Annotated in this window: 18 protein-coding genes and 1 pseudogene; 14 read left to right on the top strand and 5 right to left on the bottom strand. The window is 54.1% G+C overall.

Annotation, left to right across the window (positions count from 1 at the left end):
• The first annotated feature begins 504 nt into the window (after positions 1–504).
• Positions 505–6,399 carry a DUF3320 domain-containing protein gene (locus RVY89_RS08645; protein ID WP_484827545.1) on the top strand — a complete coding sequence of 1,965 codons (5,895 nt, stop codon included), beginning with the start codon at positions 505–507 and terminating at the stop codon, positions 6,397–6,399.
• Positions 6,400–6,842: 443 nt separating this feature from the next.
• The gene (locus RVY89_RS08650) at positions 6,843–7,253 is read left to right on the top strand and encodes a YybH family protein (RefSeq protein WP_484827546.1); all 411 of its coding nucleotides are present in this window, start codon (positions 6,843–6,845) and stop codon (positions 7,251–7,253) included.
• Between the two features lie 75 nt (positions 7,254–7,328).
• Here RVY89_RS08650 and RVY89_RS08655 read toward each other — a convergent pair.
• Positions 7,329–7,643: pseudogene (locus RVY89_RS08655) on the bottom strand (hypothetical protein); the annotation flags it as partial.
• A gap of 425 nt (positions 7,644–8,068) precedes the next feature.
• Here RVY89_RS08655 and cspE point away from each other — a divergent pair.
• Both cspE and RVY89_RS08665 read left to right on the top strand, forming a co-directional pair.
• Complete coding sequence (gene cspE / locus RVY89_RS08660; protein ID WP_484827547.1) at positions 8,069–8,281, top strand: transcription antiterminator/RNA stability regulator CspE; 213 nt, start codon at positions 8,069–8,071, stop codon at positions 8,279–8,281.
• A gap of 207 nt (positions 8,282–8,488) precedes the next feature.
• Complete coding sequence (locus RVY89_RS08665) at positions 8,489–8,647, top strand: YnfU family zinc-binding protein (protein ID WP_213329513.1); 159 nt, start codon at positions 8,489–8,491, stop codon at positions 8,645–8,647.
• Positions 8,648–8,690: 43 nt separating this feature from the next.
• On the opposite strand, the gene RVY89_RS08670 is transcribed toward RVY89_RS08665, so the two are convergent.
• Complete coding sequence (locus RVY89_RS08670) at positions 8,691–9,575, bottom strand: LysR family transcriptional regulator (RefSeq protein ID WP_484827919.1); 885 nt, start codon at positions 9,573–9,575, stop codon at positions 8,691–8,693.
• Positions 9,576–9,688: 113 nt separating this feature from the next.
• Here RVY89_RS08670 and RVY89_RS08675 point away from each other — a divergent pair, with 113 nt between their 5' ends.
• From RVY89_RS08675 to clcB, 9 genes are all read left to right on the top strand, one after another.
• On the top strand, positions 9,689–10,816 hold the full coding sequence (locus RVY89_RS08675) for an alpha/beta hydrolase (protein WP_484827548.1): 1,128 nt from the start codon (positions 9,689–9,691) through the stop codon (positions 10,814–10,816).
• 49 nt (positions 10,817–10,865) lie between these two features.
• Positions 10,866–12,062, top strand: a complete 1,197-nt coding sequence (locus RVY89_RS08680; RefSeq protein ID WP_484827920.1) for an MFS transporter — start codon at positions 10,866–10,868, stop codon at positions 12,060–12,062.
• Between the two features lie 72 nt (positions 12,063–12,134).
• Complete coding sequence (locus RVY89_RS08685) at positions 12,135–12,758, top strand: glutathione S-transferase family protein (protein ID WP_484827549.1); 624 nt, start codon at positions 12,135–12,137, stop codon at positions 12,756–12,758.
• Between the two features lie 159 nt (positions 12,759–12,917).
• Positions 12,918–13,655 carry a YoaK family protein gene (locus tag RVY89_RS08690; protein WP_484827550.1) on the top strand — a complete coding sequence of 246 codons (738 nt, stop codon included), beginning with the start codon at positions 12,918–12,920 and terminating at the stop codon, positions 13,653–13,655.
• A gap of 276 nt (positions 13,656–13,931) precedes the next feature.
• A complete protein-coding gene (gene osmY / locus RVY89_RS08695) occupies positions 13,932–14,642 on the top strand; it encodes an osmoprotectant ABC transporter permease OsmY (protein ID WP_484827551.1) in 711 nt (236 codons plus the stop codon).
• An 18-nt stretch (positions 14,643–14,660) separates the two neighbouring features.
• On the top strand, positions 14,661–15,560 hold the full coding sequence (osmX, locus tag RVY89_RS08700) for an osmoprotectant ABC transporter substrate-binding protein OsmX (RefSeq protein WP_484827552.1): 900 nt from the start codon (positions 14,661–14,663) through the stop codon (positions 15,558–15,560).
• A gap of 8 nt (positions 15,561–15,568) precedes the next feature.
• On the top strand, positions 15,569–16,216 hold the full coding sequence (gene osmW, locus RVY89_RS08705) for an osmoprotectant ABC transporter permease OsmW (protein WP_023311514.1): 648 nt from the start codon (positions 15,569–15,571) through the stop codon (positions 16,214–16,216).
• The gene (osmV, locus tag RVY89_RS08710) at positions 16,216–17,364 is read left to right on the top strand and encodes an osmoprotectant ABC transporter ATP-binding protein OsmV (protein WP_473721994.1); all 1,149 of its coding nucleotides are present in this window, start codon (positions 16,216–16,218) and stop codon (positions 17,362–17,364) included. Before osmW ends, osmV begins: the two co-directional genes overlap by 1 nt.
• Before the next feature lie 101 nt (positions 17,365–17,465).
• On the top strand, positions 17,466–18,776 hold the full coding sequence (clcB, locus tag RVY89_RS08715; protein WP_484827553.1) for a voltage-gated ClC-type chloride channel ClcB: 1,311 nt from the start codon (positions 17,466–17,468) through the stop codon (positions 18,774–18,776).
• On the opposite strand, the gene bioD is transcribed toward clcB, so the two are convergent.
• The 3 genes from bioD to RVY89_RS08730 all read right to left on the bottom strand — a co-directional run bounded on the left by bioD (position 18,711) and on the right by RVY89_RS08730 (position 21,784).
• Positions 18,711–19,406: a dethiobiotin synthase gene (bioD, locus tag RVY89_RS08720; protein ID WP_484827554.1), complete on the bottom strand. Its 696-nt coding sequence runs from the start codon at positions 19,404–19,406 to the stop codon at positions 18,711–18,713. The two genes, clcB and bioD, sit on opposite strands and share 66 nt — an antisense overlap.
• Positions 19,407–19,536: 130 nt before the next feature.
• Complete coding sequence (gene mlc, locus RVY89_RS08725) at positions 19,537–20,757, bottom strand: sugar metabolism global transcriptional regulator Mlc (protein ID WP_023311510.1); 1,221 nt, start codon at positions 20,755–20,757, stop codon at positions 19,537–19,539.
• Positions 20,758–20,851: 94 nt separating this feature from the next.
• Entirely contained in the window at positions 20,852–21,784 is a 933-nt protein-coding gene (locus RVY89_RS08730) for a LysR family transcriptional regulator (RefSeq protein ID WP_484827555.1), read from the bottom strand.
• 121 nt (positions 21,785–21,905) lie between these two features.
• Here RVY89_RS08730 and RVY89_RS08735 point away from each other — a divergent pair, with 121 nt between their 5' ends.
• Complete coding sequence (locus RVY89_RS08735; RefSeq protein WP_484827556.1) at positions 21,906–23,159, top strand: MFS transporter; 1,254 nt, start codon at positions 21,906–21,908, stop codon at positions 23,157–23,159.
• Positions 23,160–23,169 lie beyond the last annotated feature (10 nt).

Raw genomic sequence — 23,169 nt, forward strand, 5'->3', positions numbered from 1 at the left:
ACTCTAACGTTATCAGTAGTTTTATAGTGCTTCCAATTACCCGATGTACCCAAGTCGTTTTCTGCGATGACCACCGATGTGATGACAGACAAATGAGAAATATCGGCTCACAGTAAGTATTTTAGTCATCATACATAGACAAATATCACGTAGAGAAAATATCCTGGTAATATTTAACCGTTAATTTTTAATGAATATATCCAGCGAGGGGATGATTACCCTCTTTATCCTGCCAATAACTGGATTATCGAAGCTGGAACAATCCGCAATCTTATTGCTTAAATCGCTAACAGATCCTTGTGAACTGCGGATAAATCTTAAGTTTCATGTGGCTTAGGCGTCTTTAATCCTTTCGTATAAAGCATCAAAACAATTTTTAAGGGTATGTATCATGTCGACTAAAAGTTGGCCTGGTAGCCCCATTCAGCAGGATCTGTCCTACACCGGGTTGCTCCATCAATAAACATAGCCTGAGTATTATATTCTCATTGGAGACGGAATTTTATGAGCCTAAAGATATCTGTCAGTGTCGCCCATAAGCTGGGATTCACCTCACATCAAAATGCAGTTCCTCTGTTACGCGAACTGGTACTACATAACGAATCTGATCAAATGTACCAGGACTTAACATTGCATTTGCAGACAACACCTGCAGTGCTGGAAGCAAAACAGTGGAAAATTGATCGCTTGCTTCCTCATTCCACACTCGATATCCGTGATCGCGATATTAAGCTTGATGCAAAATGGCTGGCTGAGTTGACTGAAAGCGTGGTGTGCGAAATTACATTGTGTTTACGTCAGGGAGAGGATGAACTTTTTACAGTTAATTATCCGCTTGAAGCCCTGGCAAAAAATGAATGGGGCGGCGATGCGATGGTTGAATTGTTGCCATCTTTCATTACGCCTAACGACCCTGCGATTGATCGTCTGCTCAAAGCCACATCAGATGTACTTCGTAGCGCAGGGAAAAGAGAAGCCCTGGATGGTTACGAAAGCAAATCCAGAACTCGGGTCTGGGAGATAGCCTCCGCCCTGTGGACTGCCATTTGTAACATGAATATCAGTTATGCGCTTCCCCCTGCCAGCTTCGAACACAACGGCCAGAAGATTCGAACACCCGGAACCATCGTTGAAGCAAGGATTGCCACGTGTTTGGATACCACACTCCTATTTGCATCCGCTCTAGAACAACTCGGCCTAAACCCACTGGTCTTGTTAACGGAAGGTCATGCTTTTGTCGGCCTGTGGTTACAACCGCAAGAGTTTGCGCAACTTGTTACCGAAGATGTCTCAGCCGTACGTAAACGAATCGATTTAAAAGAGATGGTCGTATTTGAAACGACACTGGCAACACAAGCGCACCCAGCATCATTTACTCAAGCTTCCGTAGAGGCTTTACAGCATCTGACAGAAAAAAAATTCTACGCCGCCATTGATGTACGCCGCGCACGAATGCAAAAAATTCGCCCATTAGCACTGGGAACATTAGGTGCGACTGGTCAGAGTGAGGATACGGAACAGATTATTTCTCATGGATTTGAAGATGCGCCGCAGCTACCTTCATTTGATATTGAGCTCGACATCGCAGATGAAAAAGGTGCAACAAGCCGACTGGTCCAATGGCAACGAAAATTGTTAGATTTAACAACCCGGAACCGCCTATTACATTTGCCGGAAAGCGCTAAAGGCATCCGATTATTATGTGCTAACCCCGGGATGCTTGAAGATAAACTTGCGGAAGGTAAGCGTCTGCGTATTGTTTCTTTGCCAAATCTCGAAACGGGCGGTCGAGACGCAGAATTATACCAGCAACAGACGCATGAGAACTTACGTGATGAGTATGCACAAAATGCGCTGGAACGTGGCGAAGTTGTCTCCTCTCTTGAAAAAGAACGGCTGGAATCTTCTCTAATTGATCTCTATCGCAAATCCAAAAGTGATCTCGAAGAAGGCGGTGCCAATACACTGTTCCTGGCGGTCGGTTTCCTTAAATGGAAAAAGGCTGCCGATGACCCTAAAAGTTATTTCGCTCCACTCATTCTTCTGCCCATTCAGTTGGATCGGAAAAGTGCGCTCTCTGGCGTGACGATGCGTTTGCTGGAAGAAGAACCTCGCTTCAATCTGACTCTACTCGAGCTACTGCGAAACGATTTCGCGCTAACAATCAACGGGCTAGATGGCGAGTTACCAACCGATGAAAGCGGTATAGATGTTGATGGTATATGGAATGTTATACGCCGCGCAGTCCGTGATATTCCAGGCTTTGAGGTCACTCGCGATGTCGTGATCGGTACCTTTTCATTCGCCAAATATCTAATGTGGAAGGATCTCGTCGACCGCACACCGCAACTGATGGAAAGCCCGCTGGTTAAATACCTGGTTGAGCGTGGGCAGGAAAATGCCACGTTGGAAAAGAGCGGTGAAATCATAGATGTCGATGAACTGGATAACGAAATAGGAACACAGGAGCTTTTTTTGCCATTACCTGCAGACTCCTCGCAAGTTGCAGCAGTAGTGGCGTCCGCAAAAGGTCGCGACTTTGTGCTTGACGGACCGCCCGGGACAGGCAAGTCGCAAACTATAGCCAATATGATTGCGCACAACCTTGCACTGGGCAGACGTGTGCTGTTTGTAGCTGAAAAAAAAGCCGCTCTGGATGTCGTTTACCGCAGGTTGGAGGCGCAAGGATTAGGTGAGTTTTGCCTAGAGTTACACTCCAGTAAAACCTCGAAAATGGATTTTCTAAAGCAACTTGAACGCGCGTGGGATGTGAGAGACGTGCTGACCACCCAAGAATGGGATGAGGAAGCAAGCAAGTTGCAAACTCTTCGTGACAAACTTAATGGCGTTGTTCGTTTGCTTCATAAACGTTGGTCTAATGGTTTAACGCTACATTATGCAATGGGTCGAGTCATAAAAGATGCCAGTGCAGCAACACCGCGATTTACATGGCCAGCTTATACGCTGCATACAGCAGAACAAATGGAATATTTCAGGCAGATAGCCAGACGCCTAGAGCTTAACCGTGCTGCTTTTCAACAACACGGTGAACATTTTGCCGCTATTGCACAAACAGACTGGACGAACGGATGGCAGTCATCACTTATTGTCAGCGCGAAAGCACTACCTGGAAAAATAGAAGACCTGGAGCATGCGGCTGATACGCTACTCGAGACAAGTGGAATTGAATTGGATCGCAAAGAGCCAGCAAAACTGGCACAACTGCTCGCTTTTTGTGAACTCCTGACCAAAGCCGGTGGAATCGATCTCAGTTTTATGTTCACTCCCGATGCGGCAGCTCGCATTCAGGCAGGCCATACTGCAATCGCTCTGCTTCAGGAGATAACAAACATCAAAGAACAGTTGTCAGTCAACTATCCTGCAGATAGCTGGCAGCACATCAATGTGCCACAAATCCGTCAAGCACTAACACAAGCGGGTAAAAAATTCTGGTTCTTTGCCACCAGCGCGCGCAAAAAAGTTATCCAGGGAGTAATGCAGCAACATGCTCTCAGTTCAGCACCGGATTTGGCTGCCGATTTACCTGTTATTGATCTGCTACAGCCGTTGTCACAACGACTATCTGCGATAAGCAGCGAGACGGCAACCCTCCCGGGCTGGAACAGTCTGGAAACAGATTGCGAAAACTTAGCAACGACACTGACACTTGCAGAAGAGATCCGCAACAAACTCGGCACATTAGCGTCCTCACCACAACAACTTGCACGGATTCGCAATGCCGTTAAAACCCTAGTTATTGATGGTAATGATTTGCTGGGGGCGACCGGTATAGTTGCGAATTCTTGCCAGAGCCTCCGTACTGCACTTATCGGGTTTAGCGAAGCCAAAACAACCTTCTGTGGCCTGATAAAAACGCAAGAAGAAAATCCATCGATCCCCACATTGCGGAACTGTGCGCAAAACATAATACAGAATTCATCCGCACTGAAAGCATGGAGTGACTGGAGTCGCGTGCGGGAGGAAGCTATTTCACAGGGGATGATGCCCATGCTGGATGAGCTTGCTAGCCTTGATACCTCAGAAACAAGTGCCTTAGAGATTTTCGAAACAGCCTACTGTCGCTGGTTCGCCTCCTGGGTCATTGATGCGGAACCACTACTCCATAATTTTGTTCCTGCCGAGCATATGAGTGATATTGAGGCCTATCGCCAGCATACCGATCGACTGGCAAAGCTAACAGTTCGTTATATTCGAGCTCGTCTATGCGGCGTAATCCCCGCAAAAAATGAAATAGCCAAACAGGGAGGTTTTGCCTTACTGAAACATGAATTACAAAAATCTCGTCGTCATAAGCCTGTACGGCAAATGGCCGCAGAGATGGGTGATGCAATGTCTAAACTAGCACCTTGCATGCTTATGAGCCCTCTTTCCGTAGCTCAATTTTTGCCTTCCAGCCAAGCTTTGTTTGATCTAGTAATCTTTGATGAAGCATCACAGATTTCCCCTTGGGACGCCATTGGCGCAATGGCTCGTGGTAAACAAGTTGTCGTGGCTGGCGATCCACGTCAGATGCCGCCAACCAGTTTCTTCAATCGAGGGGCAAGTGATGTCGACGATGATGTGGAAGAGGATATGGAAAGCATTTTGGATGAATGCCTTGCCGCCGGGTTATACAATCATAGTCTGAGTTGGCACTACCGTAGTCGGCATGAAAGTTTGATCACCTTCTCTAACCATCGTTATTATGATGGCAACCTGATCACCTTCCCTGCGTCAGAAACACGACAGAGTGCTGTTCAGTGGTGCAAGGTCGCAGGCGTTTATTCGAAAGGTAAAGGTCGTCACAATCAAGCCGAAGCCGAAGCCATTGTCGCAGAGACCGTAAAACGTCTAACTGATAAAAAATTTGTTGCTTCAGGTAAGTCAATTGGCATTATTACCTTGAACACTGAACAACAAAAGCTGATCAATGACTTGCTGGATAGAGCCCATCAGCAACATCCAGCAATCGAGCCCTTCTTTCAGCAAGAGCTTGATGAACCCGTGGTGGTTAAAAACCTTGAGACAGTTCAGGGCGATGAGCGTGATCTAATTATGCTCGGTATAGGGTTCGGCCCTACCGAGCCCGGTGCCAATACGATGTCTATGAGTTTTGGTCCACTCAATCGTGAAGGAGGCTGGCGACGCCTGAATGTTGCCGTCACGCGTGCGCGCCAGGAGATGATGGTATTTACCTCATTTGACTCTTCGATGATCGATCTCAATCGAACCAGCGCACGTGCTGTCGCCGACCTTAAGCATTTCATAGAATTTGCTCAAAGGGGCCCGGTAGCATTGGCGCAGGCTGTTCGTGGATCGGTTGGCGGCTATGACTCACCTTTTGAAGAAGCTGTTGCTAATGGCCTGAGAAGGAAAGGCTGGCATGTTGTTCCGCAAATAGGCGTATCCCGTTTCCGTATTGACCTGGGGATCGTTCATCCGGATAAACCGGGTGATTACCTAGTCGGCGTTGAATGTGACGGTGCCACCTATCATAGTGCTGCAACAGCCCGCGATCGTGATAAAGTTCGCAGCGCTATTCTGCAAGGCTTGGGATGGAAATTATTACGCCTATGGTCAACGGAGTGGTGGATTGATAAAGAAGGTGCGCTTGAGCGACTTGATTCGGCCATTCGCAATCTGCTTGAGGATTCTAGAGCTACTGATGCAATGCGCGCAGATGAAGCAGAACAATCTGCTGATATTAACGTTGAAAGAACTGCGGTTGCAGAGTCGGATGATCTCCCCTTAACTACCTTCAAAATACAAGGTGCCAACGATGGAGAGATCTCCGCTTCTGTAGAAGTGATAAAGCAACCGAGCAAAGAGCCTGAAGACGACGATAGCGCAGAGACCGCTGTGCCAGAGCTCAAATACGCCTCATCATCGACCCTGGAAATTCCCCTACTCGCTCAGGGCGCTAAATACATCGTTAATGACCTGCAAGAATGGAACAACAGAGTTGATGCCGAACGCTTCTACATCGGTGGATATGACGAAACGCTGAGAGGACTCATCGACTCAGTGGTGAAAGCTGAATCTCCACTGCTGGAAACGACTTTGGTACAGCGCATTGCACGCGTACACGGTTTCAATCGTGCTGGCAGACTAATTCGGGAAAGAGTGATGGAGTTGGTGGATCAGCACTATCATGTTGCGACAGATCATTTTGGTGAAAATTTTGTATGGCAGTCAACAACTCAGCAGGCAGACTGGAATACGTTCCGTTTGCCTGCGACAGAAAATGATATTCGCCAGATTGATGCCATCCCTGCTGAAGAGTTACGCGCATTGGTGTTGAGTATTAAAGGTGAGAACCAAATTGCAGAGATCTCCCGATCGTTGGGCATTAAGCGGCTAACAAGCCAGGCACGACAAAAACTGGAGTCATTACTGTAGGTCAGACAGGCTATTCCTGGGTTATCGAAAGGAATAGCCTCTATTCTTTTTTTCAGTCCTTTGTTTTTCCCCACTAGCGCAAATTTAACCGCCTTGGTCTGGATGCGATGAATATTCGAAAAAAAATGGAACAAATAGCAGCATCCAATATCCGGTTCATTTCCGATGCTCGGAGATATGGATTTAACCAGCTTTGCCGTTGTCCCATTATCCAGGGATTCGTGACGCCGCTAGCAGCCCCTCACTGATTCATACCCGGCTACGCTAGTGGCCTTTAACAAGTTTTTAAAGAATCGCGAACTTCCGCTCCTCGCTCATAGCAGACCTAACGTTATCTGCCCCCTCAACTTTCCCATAACGCCCCGCCATAAAACCTGGTAGCTATACAAACACACCAGACTGTTATGTTAATGCGCGTTACCCACTACAACGAGGAAACGCGCATGACCCCACATCCGCTACGCCAGATCATCGAATCCTGCGATCGCGCCATCACCACCAAAAACTATGACGCCCTGATAGAGTATTACGCCGAAGACGCGGCTCTGGTAGTCAAGCCCGGCATGACGGTTAAAGGCAAAGAAAACATCCGCAACGCGTTTATTGCTATCTCAGATTATTTTCAGGACCAGCTGATCGTCGAACAAGGGGAGATGCAGGTGATCGAAGGTGGTGGTAATGCCCTCGTTATCATGGAAACCGTTCTGCGTTTTGCTGATGGTCAGGGTGGAATAACGGAAATGTCGCGCCGCGCGACCTATGTTTTTCGACTGGAAAGCGACGGTCGCTGGCTTTGTACGATCGATAACTCCTACGGTACGTCGCTTCTGGATACCGGGAACCGATCGCGTTAATTACAGCGTCAAAGGGCGCTGCCGCCCCTCCACGCCAGCCCCTTAATGCGCAGTAATGCGCGGCTCCTTCACAAACTAAGTCAGCAGCCACACCATATCGTGCAGCAGGCCCGTCAGCTCTTTCGCTACGTGAGCGGGCAGCGTTCCACCCATCACCGCCTGTATCAGCGCCAGAACGTAGTCCACCTGCGTCAGGGTGTCCTGCCAGCAGTCCGGCACGCAGGAGTTCAGTTTCTCACCAATGATCAATTGCGCGATCAGGTCTGGCGGCAGATCGACATTGCACAGTTCTCTTAGCTTACGCAGGGCGTGCAGCAGACGCTCGCAGAGCGCAGTAAACATCTTCGCATCCTCGATTTCGATCAGCACGCTCACCAGCGCGGCGCAGTCTCGGCAGCACGAAAGCAGACAAAACAACGACCCGCATGGCTACTCATTAAAGAAAAACGCTCCTGAAACTTCTTGAGTCGTCATAGGGTGGAAGCTTGCAAAACTGTGCGGATATTGGGTTATTGCCAGGCCGCGGCAGCTAATATGGTATTAAGGATATTATCAGCCGTTCAGCCATCCGGGTGTTTAAATGGTTAAAATAAAATAACATTTACATTGCTGTAATAAATATTCTATGTCTTAATAGCGTCATCGGTTTGGAAAACAGACCTTATGAAAGCAGTTTTAGTAAAGCAGTCCTCAGTTCAGGTGTTATCCTTAGATATCCCTTCTTCATGAGCCTTCTCCTAAGTGCCAAATAAGTAACTCTCTCAATACAGGCCATCATCGCCGCACTATGTGGCTCATAAATTAAGGAATTATCTATGTCTAATAAAATGACTGGTTTAGTAAAATGGTTCAACGCAGATAAAGGTTTTGGCTTTATCACTCCTGAAGACGGCAGCAAAGATGTATTCGTGCATTTCTCTGCAATCCAGGGCGATAACTTTAAAACTCTGGATGAAGGTCAGAAAGTGTCCTTCACCATTGAAAATGGCGCTAAAGGCCCTGCGGCCGGTAACGTCACTGCATTGTAACAGGTGCTCATTATCAGTGGCGCTTACGATAGCGATGAAGGCGTCGGCCTGAGCAGTTATGTGCTACTGATAATAAAATGAACCCGCCCCGAGCGGGTTTTTTATTTATACTTCCTGACGTCTTCATCTCTTCAAATATTGTTATAAAAATAAGTAATCATCATTTTAATCGTGTATTTTTTTGTCCCCTTATAGCAGGAGCTCTCTATGTCAGTACGTAAAAAAACACAAACTCATCGTAATTATTTAGTGAAATGCACATGTCCAGGCTGTGCAAAAGATTCAGAACACAGCTTTAGCCGCGTTCAGAAAGGCTCTCAACTTGTCTGTCCGTCTTGCAATACCCTCTTTAAATCTTCCAAATGAATGAAGGCGTGCTCCTACCATTCTCTTTATCCCTGAAATAAAGCTATATTTTCAGCGTATCGATCACCACCCTCAGTGCAGGCGACACGTTACGGTGCGGATAATAGAGATACAACCCGTCCATGCGCAGGCTATAGCGCTGCAACACTCGGATCAGCGTTCCGCGCTCCAGATCGTCAGCCACCAGCTCCACCGGGACATAGGCCAGCCCAAGCCCCAGCCGGGCGGCTTCGGCTTCCATGTAGCTGTCAGACAGCGCCCATTGCCCCTCTGGCCGATGGGTGATTTTTTTCCCGTCCTGCACCAGCTCCCACTGATAGTCACTACCGTCGGCAAGCTGGTAGGCAATGCACGGATGCGCCACTAAATCCGCAGGCGTCTGGGGAAAACCGTAGCGTCTGAAGTGTTCCGGGGCAGCCACTGCGGCCATTTCCATATCAGGCGTGATACGCACTGCAATCATTCCCTGCCCCACTTCCGGCCCCAGTCTGACACCCGCATCGAACCGCTCGGCGATAATGTCGACGAAGCGGCTTTCATTCATCAGTTCCAGCCTGATGTCCGGGTAACGCTGTTTAAAGATGGCGAGCTTTGGCAGCAGACATTTGTCGATAGCGTGCTGGCTGGCATTAATACGCACCGTGCCGGACGGCGTCTGACGATAGTGTGCCAGCGTCGCCAGGCCCGTATCGAGCGTATCGAACGCGGATTCGGCTGTCCGGTAAAGCTGTTCTCCGGCGTGGGTTAGCGACAGCTTGCGCGTGGTGCGGACCAGAAGCTGAACGCCCAACCGCTCCTCCAGCTCGCGAACCGAGCGGCTGATCCCGGATTGCGCCAGCCCGAGCCGCTGCGCAGCCGCCGTGAAGCTCCCTTCCCGCACCACCTGCATAAACAGGTACAGCTCATTGTAGTTTTCCCGCTTCGCCATCATGCCCCCTATTTATAACAATATGATATGAATCCTAGCAGCTTTCGGCCTCTAATCAGCACTATTTCTGCTAACTATAATGACCGCAACACAACAACCTGGGGTCCATTTTCATGAAAACATTCACCCAAAAATTGTCCGTTGCGATGCTGCTATGCGCATCATTAAGTGGAGTGACAACAATGAGTTATGCAGAAACCACTAACCCAAACGCACCTGTTTCGATGGTGAGCACATGGGATAAAACCTTCGCCGAAAGTGAAAAAGTCGATCACCGTAAGGTGACCTTTAAGAACCGGTACGGGATCACCCTGGTAGGCGATCTGTATCTTCCCAAAAACCGCGGTGACCGCAAGCTGGCGGCGATTGCGGTCAGCGGGCCGTTTGGCGCGGTCAAAGAGCAGTCAAGTGGCCTGTATGCGCAGACACTGGCGGAGAATGGGTTTGTGACCCTGGCGTTCGATCCGTCCTATACGGGCGAAAGCGGCGGCCAGCCGCGCAACGTTGCGTCTCCGGATATCAACACCGAGGACTTCAGCGCGGCGGTGGATTTCCTGGGGTTGCAGAAAGAGGTTGATCGTAACCGCATTGGTATTCTCGGCATCTGCGGCTGGGGCGGTATGGCGCTGAATGCGGCCTCCATGGACACCCGCGTGAAGGCGGTCGCCACCAGCGTGATGTACGACATGAGCCGGGCGATGGGCCACGGCGTGGGCGACGGGAAAGATCGCTATTCAACGTCTGACCGCCGTGCCGTTCTGCAGTATCTCAACGCACAACGCTGGAAAGATGCTGAGAACGGTACCTTCGCGCACGGCGGCCATGACATTTATGTCAATGAGAACGGCAAGGTGACGGCAGCAGAACGTATTCTGCCAGAGGCGCTGCCAGCAGACCCGCATCCGGTACTGAAGGAGTTCTACGACTACTACCGCATGCCGCGCGGCTTCCACGCGCGCTCCGTCAACTCCACCGGCGCGTGGACCGCGACCACGCCATTATCCTTTATGAATATGCCGCTGCTGAGCTACGCCGGGGAAATTACTATCCCGACGCTTATCGTAACCGGTGAAAAGGCACACTCCCGCTACTTTGCAGAAGATGCGTTTAAAGCGGTTGGCAGCAAGCAGAAGGAACTGGTGATTGTTCCGGGCGCAAACCATGTCGATCTCTACGACAATGCTGCCGGGAAGATCCCGTTCGGCCAGTTTGAGCAGTTCTTCAAAACCAGCCTGAAATAAACCCCTCCGCCGCCCGTGTTGAGCGGGCGGCCCTTCGTTAAAGATGACAATGTCCACTCTGAACCCTACCACCTCACAGAATGAGGAACGCGCGCACTGGGGCGGTATTTTTGCCATGACCCTGTGCGTATTCGTCCTGATTGCTTCGGAATTTATGCCCGTCAGCCTGCTTACCCCCCTTGCCAGAGATCTGGGCGTTACGGAGGGGCTCGCTGGCCAGGGAATCGCCATCTCCGGCGCGCTGGCGGTTCTGACCAGCCTCTTCCTTTCCCGGCTTGCCGGGAATATGAACCGCAAACACCTTCTGCTGGGCATGACGCTCCTGATGGCGCTCTCGGGGATGATTATCGCTTTCGCCCCAAACTATCTGGTTTACATGACTGGCCGCGCGCTGATCGGTATCGCTATAGGCGGGTTCTGGTCCATGTCTGCCGCAACGGCCATTCGCCTCGTTCCGCAGCATCAGGTCGCGCGCGCGCTGGCGATATTCAACGGGGGGAACGCGCTGGCGACGGTAGTCGCCGCCCCGCTCGGGAGCTATCTCGGCGCCACCATCGGCTGGCGCGGCGCCTTCCTGTGCCTGGTTCCCGTGGCGATAGTGGCGTTCCTCTGGCAATGCTTTAGCCTGCCCGATATGAACGGCAATAAAAATTCGGCGTCACGCGCATCCGTCTTTCGGCTATTCCGCCAACGGGTGGTTTCCATCGGTCTGCTGGCCTGCGGCCTGTTCTTTATGGGACAGTTTGCGCTGTTTACCTATGTGCGTCCGTTTCTTGAAACCGTCACGCAGGTCACCCCCTCCGGCCTATCGCTGATTTTACTCACCATCGGCGTCGCGGGTTTTGTTGGCACACTGCTCGTTGCTCTGGCCCTGAACGCCGCGTTTTATCTGACATTAATCTCCATACCCCTGCTGATGGCCGTCATAGCAGGCGTGTTGATACTGACCGGTCACAGCGTGTGGATCGTTGCCCTGCTGTTAGGCTTCTGGGGGATGCTGGCGACGGCGGCGCCAACGGGATGGTGGACATGGATTGCGCGAACGCTGCCGCAAGATGCCGAAGCCGGTGGCGGGTTAATGGTCGCCTTGATCCAGCTTTCTATTGCGCTGGGTTCAACGGCCGGTGGCCTGGTATTCGACCATCTCGGCTGGCAGAGCACGTTTGCATTGAGCGGCATGTTGCTGCTGTGCGCGGTAGTGCTGACGCTTCTGCTTTCGCGTCGTCACAAATTACTCGCCGGATGATTTGTTGACGCTTTTCTTCACCGCTGGTGTATTGTTTTTAAACGATTCATCACTCTGAAGAGAAGCGGCGACATGATTAATATCCTCGGCAAAACAACCTCCATCAACGTGCGTAAAGTACTCTGGACCTGCGAAGAAGCAGGCATCGCGTATCAACAGGAAGATTACGGCAGCGGTTTTGCCTCAACGGAAACGAATGCCTTCCGCGCCCTGAACCCCAACGCCATGGTGCCGGTGCTGATTGATGGCGATTTCGTGCTGTGGGAGTCCAACGCCATCTGCCGCTATCTGACGCGCAAGGCCGGACGTCACGACCTGCTGCCCGCAGAACCGCAGGCCTGCGCCAACGTTGAACGCTGGATGGACTGGCAGGCCACCGAATTTAACAACGCCTGGCGCTATGTCTTCCCGGCGCTGGGGCGTAAAAACCCGGACTTTAACGACCCTGAGCGCATTGCGGCGGGAATAAAAGAGTGGAACCACTGCATCACCATTCTGGAAAACCAGCTGCAGCGCACCGGGGCCTTTGCGGCAGGCGAGACGTTTACCCTCGCGGACGTGGTGCTTGGGCTGTCGGTGAATCGCTGGAAGATGACGCCCTTTGATAAGCCCGACGTGCCCGCCATTGAGGCCTGGTTCGAGCGCCTTAACCAGCGTCCGGCATTTTTGCGTCATGGCAATAACGGCATGGTGTGAAACTTAACATCTGAATGAATACCGCAGCGAGGCTGTTTTATTTAATTACTAAACCCTAAAAGTCGTCAGAGGGAATAATAATTAAGCCATCTCCTGGACAGCCCGTTGCACCGCTTTGCTAGCCTGAATAATCAGGCAAAGCTCAACCCGGAGGTATTCTTGCTGATTAAACTCAAGAAAGAACGAACGCATAAGGAGGATCGCCGGCTTGCTCTCTGGCTTGCGACCTCGGCAGGTTTGCTGAATGCCATCGCCCTCGGGGCATTTGGTTTTTTCCCCTCACACATGACCGGCAACACCTCACAGTTATCCAGCGAAGTCTCCTCCACCGATCTGAGCGATATTATTTTCTTCGGCTCGATTATTCTCTCCTTTGTCGCAGGCGCCATTATTGCGCGCACGATCGTGATATGGGGCATTATTCATAACGTCAGGCTGGTTTTTTGCCAGATCCTGTTTGTCGAGGGGATATTACTGACCGGCGTTTCCTTCTACGAAATGTATTTTCATGCGCTCACCAGCAACCGAGAGATTATTCTTTTTCTCTGCTTTCTGATGGGCATTCATAATTCAACCTCCACGCAGCTTTCCGGCGGACGAGTGAGATCGACGCACATTACCGGCACGCTGACGGACGCGGGGATTTCCCTGGCCTCCGTAATGGTGGCGATGCTGCGCAGGGATTACTCCAAAGATACGGCGGCGCAAAAAAGTCAGCTGCAAACCCACTTAACCACCCTTTTCTCGTTTATTACGGGCGGTATCGCGGGGCTGCTGCTTTTCCGATGGATTGGCTTCAACGCCATGCTGGCGCTGGGTGTGATGCTCGCGGTTGTCGCCGCCGTCTCAATTATCACCGTCTCGTCGCGGGTTCGACGGGTTCGCGCCCCTCTATGAAGATAATGGCCTGTATTCGGCGTAAGAGCCCTTTAGATGTGACACTGTCACACCTAAAAATTCGCTTTAGGACTATTCTGCCTCCCCCTTAATCAGCCCTTATGCCATAAGGCTTAACCCCAGGTTGTCACTGTTTTCATAGGGTTACTGATTTTACCCCTTCGCTGGAACCCTTCCCAAACGCTTGCTATAGGTGAAATACCCCTGCCGAAACATGGCATAACAACAGGCAACCGGTGGTTGCTATAACGCATGCGCACAGGGAGACACACCGCAATGCACCCATTACTCAAACGTTCGCTGCTGTTTGTCGGCGCCATTTTCGTGGTCCTCGCCCTTCTCGTCTGGGGCATTGGGCTTGAGACGATAAGGGCGCGCCAGGTTGACCTGGTCTATCTCGGGCAACAGCACATGATTCTGGTTTTCTCGTCGATGTTTTTTGCCCTGCTGGTGGGTATTCCAGCCGGTATTCTGCTGAGCCGTCCGGCCGCGCGGGGTATCGCCGAATATGTGATGCAAATCTTCAACGTCGGCAACACGCTGCCGCCGCTGGCCGTTCTGGCGCTGGCGATGGTGGTGATCGGCATTGGCGATAAGCCCGCCATTATCGCCCTATTCCTCGCCTCGCTGCTGCCGATCGTGCGTAATACTTATGCCGGGCTGTGCTCGGTCCCGCCGTCGCTGCTGGAAGCGGCAAATGGGATTGGCATGACCAAATGGCAGCGTCTGCGTCAGGTTGAGCTACCAGCCGCCTGGCCGGTCATGCTCTCGGGGATCCGCATCGCCACCGCCATTAACGTCGGTACCGCGCCGCTGGCGTTCCTGATTGGTGCCAGCAGCTACGGCGAGCTGATTTTCCCCGGTATTTACCTGAACGATTTCCCGACCCTGATCCTCGGCGCGGCGGCCACCGCCCTGTTCGCCCTGATCCTCGATACCCTGCTGGCGGCATTGGGTCGCGTGATGAGTCCCCATCTCGCTCGATAACAATAACAAGGAGCTTTTATGAGACTGATATCCGGCCTGACGGCGATGTGTGCCGCGGCGCTGTTCTCCAGCCAGGCGATGGCGGCCCCGCTGATTCTGGCGACCAAGAGCTTTACCGAGCAGCACATTCTCTCGGCGATGACCGTGCAGTACCTGCAAAAGAAAGGATTCCAGGTTCAGCCGCAAACCAACATCGCCACGGTGATTTCCCGTAACGCGATGATCAACAAACAGATTGATATGACCTGGGAATATACCGGCACGTCATTAATCATCTTTAACCACATCAACAAGCGCATGTCGCCAGAGGAGTCCTGGGAGACGGTTAAACGCCTGGACGCGAAGCACGGTCTGGTCTGGCTCAAGCCCGCCAACATGAATAACACCTACGCTTTCGCCATGCAGCGCAAGCGCGCCGAGGCGGAACACATCAACACCATGTCGGAGATGGTGGCGAAGATTGAACAGATCCGTAAAACCGATCCGGATAAAAACTGGCTGCTGGGCTTAGACCTCGAATTTGCCGGGCGCAGCGACGGCATGAAGCCGCTTCAGGCCGCCTATAAGATGGATCTGGACCGCCCGCAGATCCGTCAGATGGACCCCGGTCTGGTCTATAACGCGGTGCGCGACGGCTTCGTTGACGCCGGGCTGATTTATACCACCGACGGGCGCGTGAAGGGCTTCGACCTCAAGGTGCTGGAGGACGATAAAGGCTTCTTCCCGAGCTATGCGGTAACCCCGGTTGTACGTAAAGACACGCTGGAGGCCAACCCCGGTCTGGAAGAGGCGCTCAACACCCTCTCGGCCCAGCTCAACAACGACGTTATCACCGATCTGAACAAGAAGGTGGATATCGACCATCAGTCACCGCAGCAGGTCGCCCGTGATTTCCTGCGTAGCAAACAGCTGCTGTAGGAGGCGCTATGGAGACGATTCACTATATTCTGGACAACTGGGACTACCTGTTAACCCTGACGCTGCAGCATCTGTGGCTGGTGGCGCTGGCCGTAGGTTTAGCCATCATCATCGGCGTCCCGCTGGGCATTCTGATTGTCCGCCACAGGTGGCTGGCAACGCCGGTACTGGGGATAGCCACCATCGTGCTGACCATTCCGTCCATCGCCCTGTTTGGCCTGATGATCCCGCTGTTTTCGCTGATCGGTCAGGGGATTGGCGCCCTGCCCGCGATTACGGCAGTGTTTCTCTACTCGCTGCTGCCGATTGTGCGTAACACCCATACGGCGCTCGACAGCCTGCCGCCGGGCCTTCGCGAAGCCGGACGCGGCATCGGCATGACCTTCTGGCAGCGCCTGCGCTGGGTTGAAATCCCGATGGCGCTGCCGGTGATTTTCGGCGGGATCCGCACCGCCGTGGTGATGAATATCGGCGTGATGGCGATTGCCGCCGTGATCGGCGCGGGCGGTCTGGGCCTGCTGCTGCTCAACGGCATCGGCGGAAGCGATATTCGCATGTTGATTGCGGGCGCGCTGATGATTTGTCTTTTAGCGATTGTGCTCGACTGGCTGCTACACCGTCTGCAGGTGGTTCTGACTCCAAAGGGGATTCGATAATGATAAAACTGGAAAACCTCACCAAACAATTTTCACAGAAGCACGGCCAGACCTTTAAGGCCGTCGACAACGTCAACCTGAACGTGCCCGAAGGGGAAATGTGCGTCCTGCTCGGCCCCTCGGGCTGCGGGAAGACCACTACCCTGAAGATGATTAACCGCCTTATTACCCCAAGCAGCGGGACTATCCTGATCAACGGCGAAGACACCAGCGGGATGGACACCGTCACCCTGCGCCGCAACATCGGCTACGTGATCCAGCAGATTGGCCTGTTCCCGAACATGACCATCGAAGAGAACATTACCGTCGTGCCGCGCATGCTGGGCTGGGATAAAGCGCGCTGCAAAACCCGCGCCGAAGAGCTGATGGATATGGTGGCGATGGATCCGCATAAGTTTCTCAACCGCTACCCGCGCGAGATGTCCGGCGGCCAGCAGCAGCGTATCGGCGTAATCCGTGCCCTGGCGGCAGATCCTCCGGTGCTGCTGATGGATGAACCCTTTGGCGCGGTGGACCCGATCAACCGCGAGGTGATCCAGAACCAGTTCCTGGAGATGCAGCGCAAGCTGAAAAAAACCGTCATGCTGGTGAGCCACGATATCGACGAAGCCCTGAAGCTCGGCGACCGTATCGCGGTGTTCCGTCAGGGGAAAATAGTGCAGTGCGCCAGCCCGGACGAGCTGCTGGCGAAACCGGCGAATGAGTTTGTCGGCTCGTTTGTCGGCCAGGACCGCACCCTGAAGCGTCTGCTTTTGGTCTCGGCGGGCGACGTCACCGACCAGCAACCGACCATCACGGTGCGGGGCTCTACGCCGCTTCCCGAAGCCTTTGCGACCATGGATGATAATGACATTCGTGCCGTTACGGTGGTCGACGAGCACGGCAAACCGCTGGGCTTTGTGAAGCGTCGCGAAGCGCGAAACGCCAGCGGGACCTGCGCCGACATCCTGCATCCGTTCCGCATGACCGGCAAAGCGGAAGACAACCTGCGCGTGGTGCTGTCACGCCTGTATGAGAGCAACACCAGCTGGATGCCGATCGTGGATGAGGACGGGCGCTACAACGGCGAGATTTCTCAGGACTATATTGCCGAGTATCTCAGTTCAGGACGTACGCGCCGGGCGCTGAATATTCATAGCGACAGCTAACCTTTCTGGCCGGGCATCGCCCGGCTTTTTCGCCGCATACCTTTTGCTAACCCCACGATTTGCCGCCACAATATTGTATCTTTCCCGTTGACTCGCGACCCATGCAACGTCTTCATACGTACCCCGACATCCGCGCGATGTTTCGCCGACTGCTGATTGCCACCGTCACCGGCGTGCTGGCCGCGCTGGCCGTTGCGGTGTTCCGCCACAGCATGTACCTGCTGGAGTGGCTGCTTCTCAGCAACGACAGCGGCAGCCTGGTGAATGCCGCCGCCTCGCTCCCACCCTGGCGGCGCGCCCTGACGCCCGCGCTGGGCGGGCTGGCTGCCGGGCTGTTGCTATGGGGATGGCAACGGCTGACCTCCCAGCGGCCTCATGCGCCCACCGACTACATGGAAGCGCTGGAGACCGGTGACGGTCAGCTTGACTACGGCGCCAGCCTGGTTAAATCCCTTGCCTCACTGCTGGTCGTTGCCAGCGGCAGCGCCATCGGGCGTGAAGGGGCGATGATCCTGCTTGCCGCCCTCGCCGCCTCCTTTTTTGCCCGGCGCTTTACGCCCAAATCCGAATGGAAATTGTGGATAGCCTGTGGTGCCGCCGCCGGGATGGCCAGCGCTTACCATGCGCCCCTTGCCGGAAGCCTGTTCATTGCGGAGATTCTGTTTGGCACGCTGATGCTGGCCTCGCTCGGCCCTGTGGTTGTCGCGGCGGTAGTGGCGCTGCTCACGACGCAGCTTCTGGCCCCGGGTGCCGGCACGCTCTACGCGGTCCATCTGAGCGGCCTCCTCACCGGAGCTGATTATGCCCTGCTGGTCGCGATGGGGCTGGTGGCGGGTCTCTGCGGGCCGCTGCTGATGTGGCTGATGGCGTTCAGCCACGGTCTTTTCCTGCGCCTCAGGCTTTCGCCGCCGTGGCAATTAGCGCTGGGCGGTGCGATCGTCGGGCTGCTGTCTCTCCTGACGCCGAAGGTGTGGGGGAACGGCTATAGCGTGGTGCAGGCTTTTCTGCTCGCGCCGCCGCTGCTGTCGGTGATTGCCGGGGTATTCATCTGTAAGCTGCTGGCAGTTCTGGCGAGCAGCGGATCGGGCGCGCCGGGCGGGGTGTTTACGCCCACGCTGTTTGTCGGTATGGCAACGGGGATGCTGTTCGCGCAGCTTTTCGCGCTCTGGCTGCCGGGTTCTGAAACGGCTATTTTGCTGGGGCTGGCAGGGATGGCAACGCTACTCGCCGCGACCACGCATGCGCCCATTATGTCGGCGCTGATGGTCTGTGAAATGACCGGGCAGTATTTTTTACTGCCCGGCCTGCTGGTCGCCTGCGTGGTGGCGTCAGTGCTGTCGCGGACGTTACGCCACGACTCTGTCTACGGTCAACACGCCACCGAGGGCAGAGAGATCGATGTACTGCGCTAGCTCGCGCTGCTCGGCGCGTGGCAGATAAGGCAGTTCACCCACCAGCGGTCCGGGCAGCTTAGCGCTCAGCACGTCGATGATCTCCGCGTAGTGCGCCAGGCCCGGGTTGATGCGGTTGGCTACCCAGCCAACCAGCGGCAGGCCGTCATTGGCGATCGCCTGCGCCGTCAGCAGCGCGTGGTTGATGCACCCTTCCTGGATCCCCACCACCATCACCACCGGAAGCTGCTCCTGCACGACCCATTCAGACAGCGGGCGCAGGTCGTTCATCAGGCTACGCCAGCCGCCCGTCCCTTCAACCACCACGTGGTCAACCTTCTCGCCCAGGTTCGCCAGGCCGTCGGACAACAGGGGATAATTAATCAGGCCGCTGTGTGCTACGCTGCTCTCTTCTTCGCTTAACGCAATGGGATTGACCGCGTGATAAGGCAGTTCCAGTGACGAGACGCTTTGCAGCACCAGGGCGTCTTTATTGCGCAATCCCTCTGGCGTCTCTTTACTGCCTTTTGCGACCGGTTTGTACCCTGCCACGCGTTTACCGCTTGCTGCCAGCGCCTGCAGCAATGCGCGGGATACGACGGTCTTGCCGACAGAGGTATCTGTACCAGTAACAAAGAAACGCTTAAGCATGACTCACTCCACCTCTTGGGTATGCTTCGAAAATATAAACCAGGTAAATAATTCAGTGGAGGAAGTCTACGGGATGCGTGCGCTACCCGGCTTGAGATAGCGCAATTTTTCTTACATCTGCGGAAAAGAGTTAACCCTGTAACAGGCGGATCAACAGCGAGCCGTTATACATGGCATCTTTGACCAGCGCCGCACCAGCCATGGTCCCCTGATTGGAAAACTGGGTGCTTTCTACCGCAATATTTTTGCTGTAGGCGGGAAGCGACTGCTGATGAATACAGGCCGAGATCGCCGGGAAGAGGATCTCCGCTGCCTGGCTGAGCGGCGAACCGATGAGGATTTTTTGCGGGTTGAAGAGGTTCACCATAATGGCCAGAATTCGGCCAACGTTATTCCCCACCCCGGTAATAATGTCCTTCGCCAGCAGATCGCCCTGACGCGCGGCGGCGCAGAGAGAATCCACCGTTAAGGGTTGTCCGTGCAGCGAGGAGCTCATGGACTGGCTGAGCCGGACCTGCGCCAGCTCCAGCACGCTTTCCACGCTGGCAATGGTCTCGAGACAGCCGTGGTTCCCGCAGTAGCAGCGCTTGCCGTACGGGTCGACCTGGGTGTGGCCGATTTCCACCAGGCTACTGCTCCCGGCGTGGAGAAGTCGTCCGTCGGTAATCACGCCCGCCCCGACGTTATGGTCGATAACCACCTGAATCACATCCCGCGCGCCGCGGGACGCGCCAAACAGCGCCTCCGCCATCGTCCAGGCGCTGATGTCATGCTGAATATAGACCGGCACGCCGGTATGATTTTTCAACACCTCGCCCAGCGGCATCTCTTTGACATCGTCGTAAAACGGCATGCGGTGAACAATACCGTTTTCGGTATCAATAATCCCCGGCATGGTGATGGCAATCGCCGTTAAGCGTTCAAGCCGCTGCTGATGGCGGATAAAGAAGTGATCGATGTGCGAAACAATCGCGTCGAGAAGCGGTTCCTCCGCGTTGAGCGGCAGTTCAAGGCGGTCTTCCACCACCAGCTTGCTGCTCAGGTCGCGCAGCGCAAGGAAGATCTCTCCCCGGCTAATGCGCAGTGACAGGTAGTGCCATGCTTCCGTCTCAACCACCAGCCCGACTGCCGGACGGCCACGGCTGCCCGGCTCCTGAATTTCCGTCTCCTGAACCAGGTGCGCTTCCAGCATCTCGCGGACAATCTTGGTGATACTGGCAGGTGCCAGTTGTGCCAGGCGCGAAAGATCGATACGCGAAACCGGACCAAGCTGATCAATCAGGCGATACACCGCGCCAGCGTTGGTCTGCTTAATCTGATCGATATGCCCTGGCTGACTATCAGCAACCACCTCGTACTCCCTTATTTTCGAGCTTCGAAATAAACTGTTTGCTATGGTGAAGCACTTCCATGGCCGTCGTCAAATATTTACTTAGCCATGTGATTTACCGCACATTTTCACCCTCTTTTCCGTGAAAATCCCGCCTGACAGAGGCGCTAATTAGCTGCTGTTTGAAGCGCTGTGCGGCATGGCTCTGTTCGCGATGTTTTGACCAGACCAGCCACATCTCTGAAACGGCATCCTCTTCGGCGATGGTCACCCAGCGCATTTCGCGCAGTTGTACCCGTTTAAAGGAGGCCGGAAGAATAGACACGCCCAGCCCGGCGGCGACCAGGCCGATAATGGTCATCGCCTCCCCGACTTCCTGGGTAATGACCGGGGCAAGATCGTAGCGGCGCATCAGCCCCAGGATATCGTCATACAGACCCGTTCCGACCTGCGGGTCAAAAAAGACAAATGGCTCTTTTGCCAGCTCTGCCAGCGAAACCGCCGGACGCGACGCCAGCGGGTGATCGTGCGGGATCATGGCCATCAGCGGCTCGCGCAGGATCACCTCCCACGCCAGCGTGTCCGGGAGCTGGGTGTTACGCATCAGCCCCAAATCCAGCGAACCTTCATTAAGCGGCGCAATCTGCTCGCGGGTGTTGATCTCGCGCGTCTGTATGTGAACATCCGGGAAATGGCGGCGGAATGACGAAAGGGTCTCCGAGACGGCGCTGATAAACGGCGCGGACGAGGTAAACCCTATGCGCAGCTCTCCGGCTTCCCCGAGATACAGCCGTTCTGCCCGGGCGGCGGCGTCATCTACCATGCTCAGAATTTGCCTGCTGTCGATCAGGAACTGTTTACCCGCCGCCGTCAGGCTTACGCTGCGGTTGGTACGGGCCAGCAGGCGCGCCCCGACCTGCTGCTCCAGGATCTGAATCTGCTGGCTTAACGGCGGCTGAGAGATATTCAGCCGCGCCGCCGCGCGGCCAAAATGCAGCTCTTCGGCGACGGCGACAAAGTAGCGGAGATGACGCAGCTCGATATTCATATTTTTAACGTATCATTTGAGATTATTAATATATTAGACAGAATATTTGCATTTTCCTACCCTGAAGACGTGGTCATACCCGTCACCAGAAATCACGGGGATGTTTAAGCAAGGAAACTGTGTGAGTCGTACAACTACCATTGATATCGATCCGGCAAGCGATATCAATGATTTACCTGCATCATCGCAGCCGGTTCAGTTCATTAAACGTGGTACACCCCAATTTATGCGCGTCACGCTGGCGCTCTTTTCCGCCGGTCTGGCCACCTTCGCCCTGCTCTATTGCGTACAGCCGATCCTGCCCGTTCTCTCCCATGAGTTCGGCGTATCGCCTGCCAGCAGCAGCATTTCACTCTCCATTTCTACCGGCATGCTGGCGATTGGCCTGCTCTTTACCGGGCCGCTGTCCGACGCCATTGGCCGTAAACCGGTAATGGTGACCGCGCTGATGCTGGCCTCGGTCTGTACGTTACTTTCAACCATGATGACCAGCTGGCACGGCATTCTGGTGATGCGCGCGCTGATTGGGCTCTCGCTTAGCGGCGTGGCGGCGGTCGGCATGACCTACCTCAGCGAGGAGATCCACCCGAGCTTTGTTGCTTTCTCTATGGGGCTTTACATCAGCGGGAACTCGATTGGCGGGATGAGCGGTCGCCTGCTGAGCGGGGTCTTTACGGACTTCTTTAGCTGGCGTATTGCGCTGGCGGTCATCGGCTGTTTCGCGCTGGCATCCGCCCTGATGTTCTGGAAAATTCTGCCGGAATCGCGTCATTTCCGCCCGACATCGCTGCGCCCAAAAACGCTGTTTATCAACTTCCGCCTGCACTGGCGCGACAAAGGATTGCCGCGACTGTTTCTGATCGGCTTTCTGCTGATGGGCTCCTTCGTCACGCTGTTTAACTATATAGGCTACCGCCTGATGCTCTCTCCGTGGCATCTGAATCAGGCCGCTGTCGGTTTGCTCTCGGTTGCTTATTTGACCGGTACGTGGAGCTCACCGAAAGCCGGGGCGATGACCGCACGCTATGGACGCGGCCCGGTCATGCTGTTCTTCACGGCGGTGATGCTGGTCGGCCTGCTGCTGACGCTCTTTTCCTCGCTGTGGTTTATCTTTGCCGGGATGCTGCTCTTCTCCGCAGGGTTCTTCGCCGCCCACTCGGTCGCCAGCAGCTGGATTGGCCCGCGCGCGCGTCGCGCCAAAGGCCAGGCATCGTCTCTTTATCTGTTTAGCTATTACCTGGGGTCCAGCATCGCCGGGACGCTCGGCGGCGTGTTCTGGCATAACTACGGCTGGAACGGCGTGGGCGGATTTATCGCGCTGATGCTCTGTGCCGCACTGCTGGTGGGCGCAAGCCTTCATAAACGTCTGAGATAATATGCTTGCG

This window comes from Enterobacter sp. 3U4 (assembly GCF_057224565.1).

Bases quoted from the DNA above. Each gene is read 5' to 3' on its own strand.
- RVY89_RS08730 (WP_484827555.1), bottom strand. From the start codon at position 21,784: ATGAATATCGAGCTGCGTCATCTCCGCTACTTTGTCGCCGTCGCCGAA.
- RVY89_RS08645 (WP_484827545.1), top strand. From the start codon at position 505: ATGAGCCTAAAGATATCTGTCAGTGTCGCCCATAAGCTGGGATTCACC.
- cspE (WP_484827547.1), top strand. From the start codon at position 8,069: ATGTCTAATAAAATGACTGGTTTAGTAAAATGGTTCAACGCAGATAAA.
- bioD (WP_484827554.1), bottom strand. From the start codon at position 19,406: ATGCTTAAGCGTTTCTTTGTTACTGGTACAGATACCTCTGTCGGCAAG.
- RVY89_RS08665 (WP_213329513.1), top strand. From the start codon at position 8,489: ATGTCAGTACGTAAAAAAACACAAACTCATCGTAATTATTTAGTGAAA.
- osmW (WP_023311514.1), top strand. From the start codon at position 15,569: ATGGAGACGATTCACTATATTCTGGACAACTGGGACTACCTGTTAACC.
- RVY89_RS08675 (WP_484827548.1), top strand. From the start codon at position 9,689: ATGAAAACATTCACCCAAAAATTGTCCGTTGCGATGCTGCTATGCGCA.
- RVY89_RS08685 (WP_484827549.1), top strand. From the start codon at position 12,135: ATGATTAATATCCTCGGCAAAACAACCTCCATCAACGTGCGTAAAGTA.
- osmX (WP_484827552.1), top strand. From the start codon at position 14,661: ATGAGACTGATATCCGGCCTGACGGCGATGTGTGCCGCGGCGCTGTTC.
- RVY89_RS08670 (WP_484827919.1), bottom strand. From the start codon at position 9,575: ATGGCGAAGCGGGAAAACTACAATGAGCTGTACCTGTTTATGCAGGTG.
- osmY (WP_484827551.1), top strand. From the start codon at position 13,932: ATGCACCCATTACTCAAACGTTCGCTGCTGTTTGTCGGCGCCATTTTC.
- clcB (WP_484827553.1), top strand. From the start codon at position 17,466: ATGCAACGTCTTCATACGTACCCCGACATCCGCGCGATGTTTCGCCGA.
- RVY89_RS08680 (WP_484827920.1), top strand. From the start codon at position 10,866: ATGTCCACTCTGAACCCTACCACCTCACAGAATGAGGAACGCGCGCAC.
- RVY89_RS08650 (WP_484827546.1), top strand. From the start codon at position 6,843: ATGACCCCACATCCGCTACGCCAGATCATCGAATCCTGCGATCGCGCC.
- osmV (WP_473721994.1), top strand. From the start codon at position 16,216: ATGATAAAACTGGAAAACCTCACCAAACAATTTTCACAGAAGCACGGC.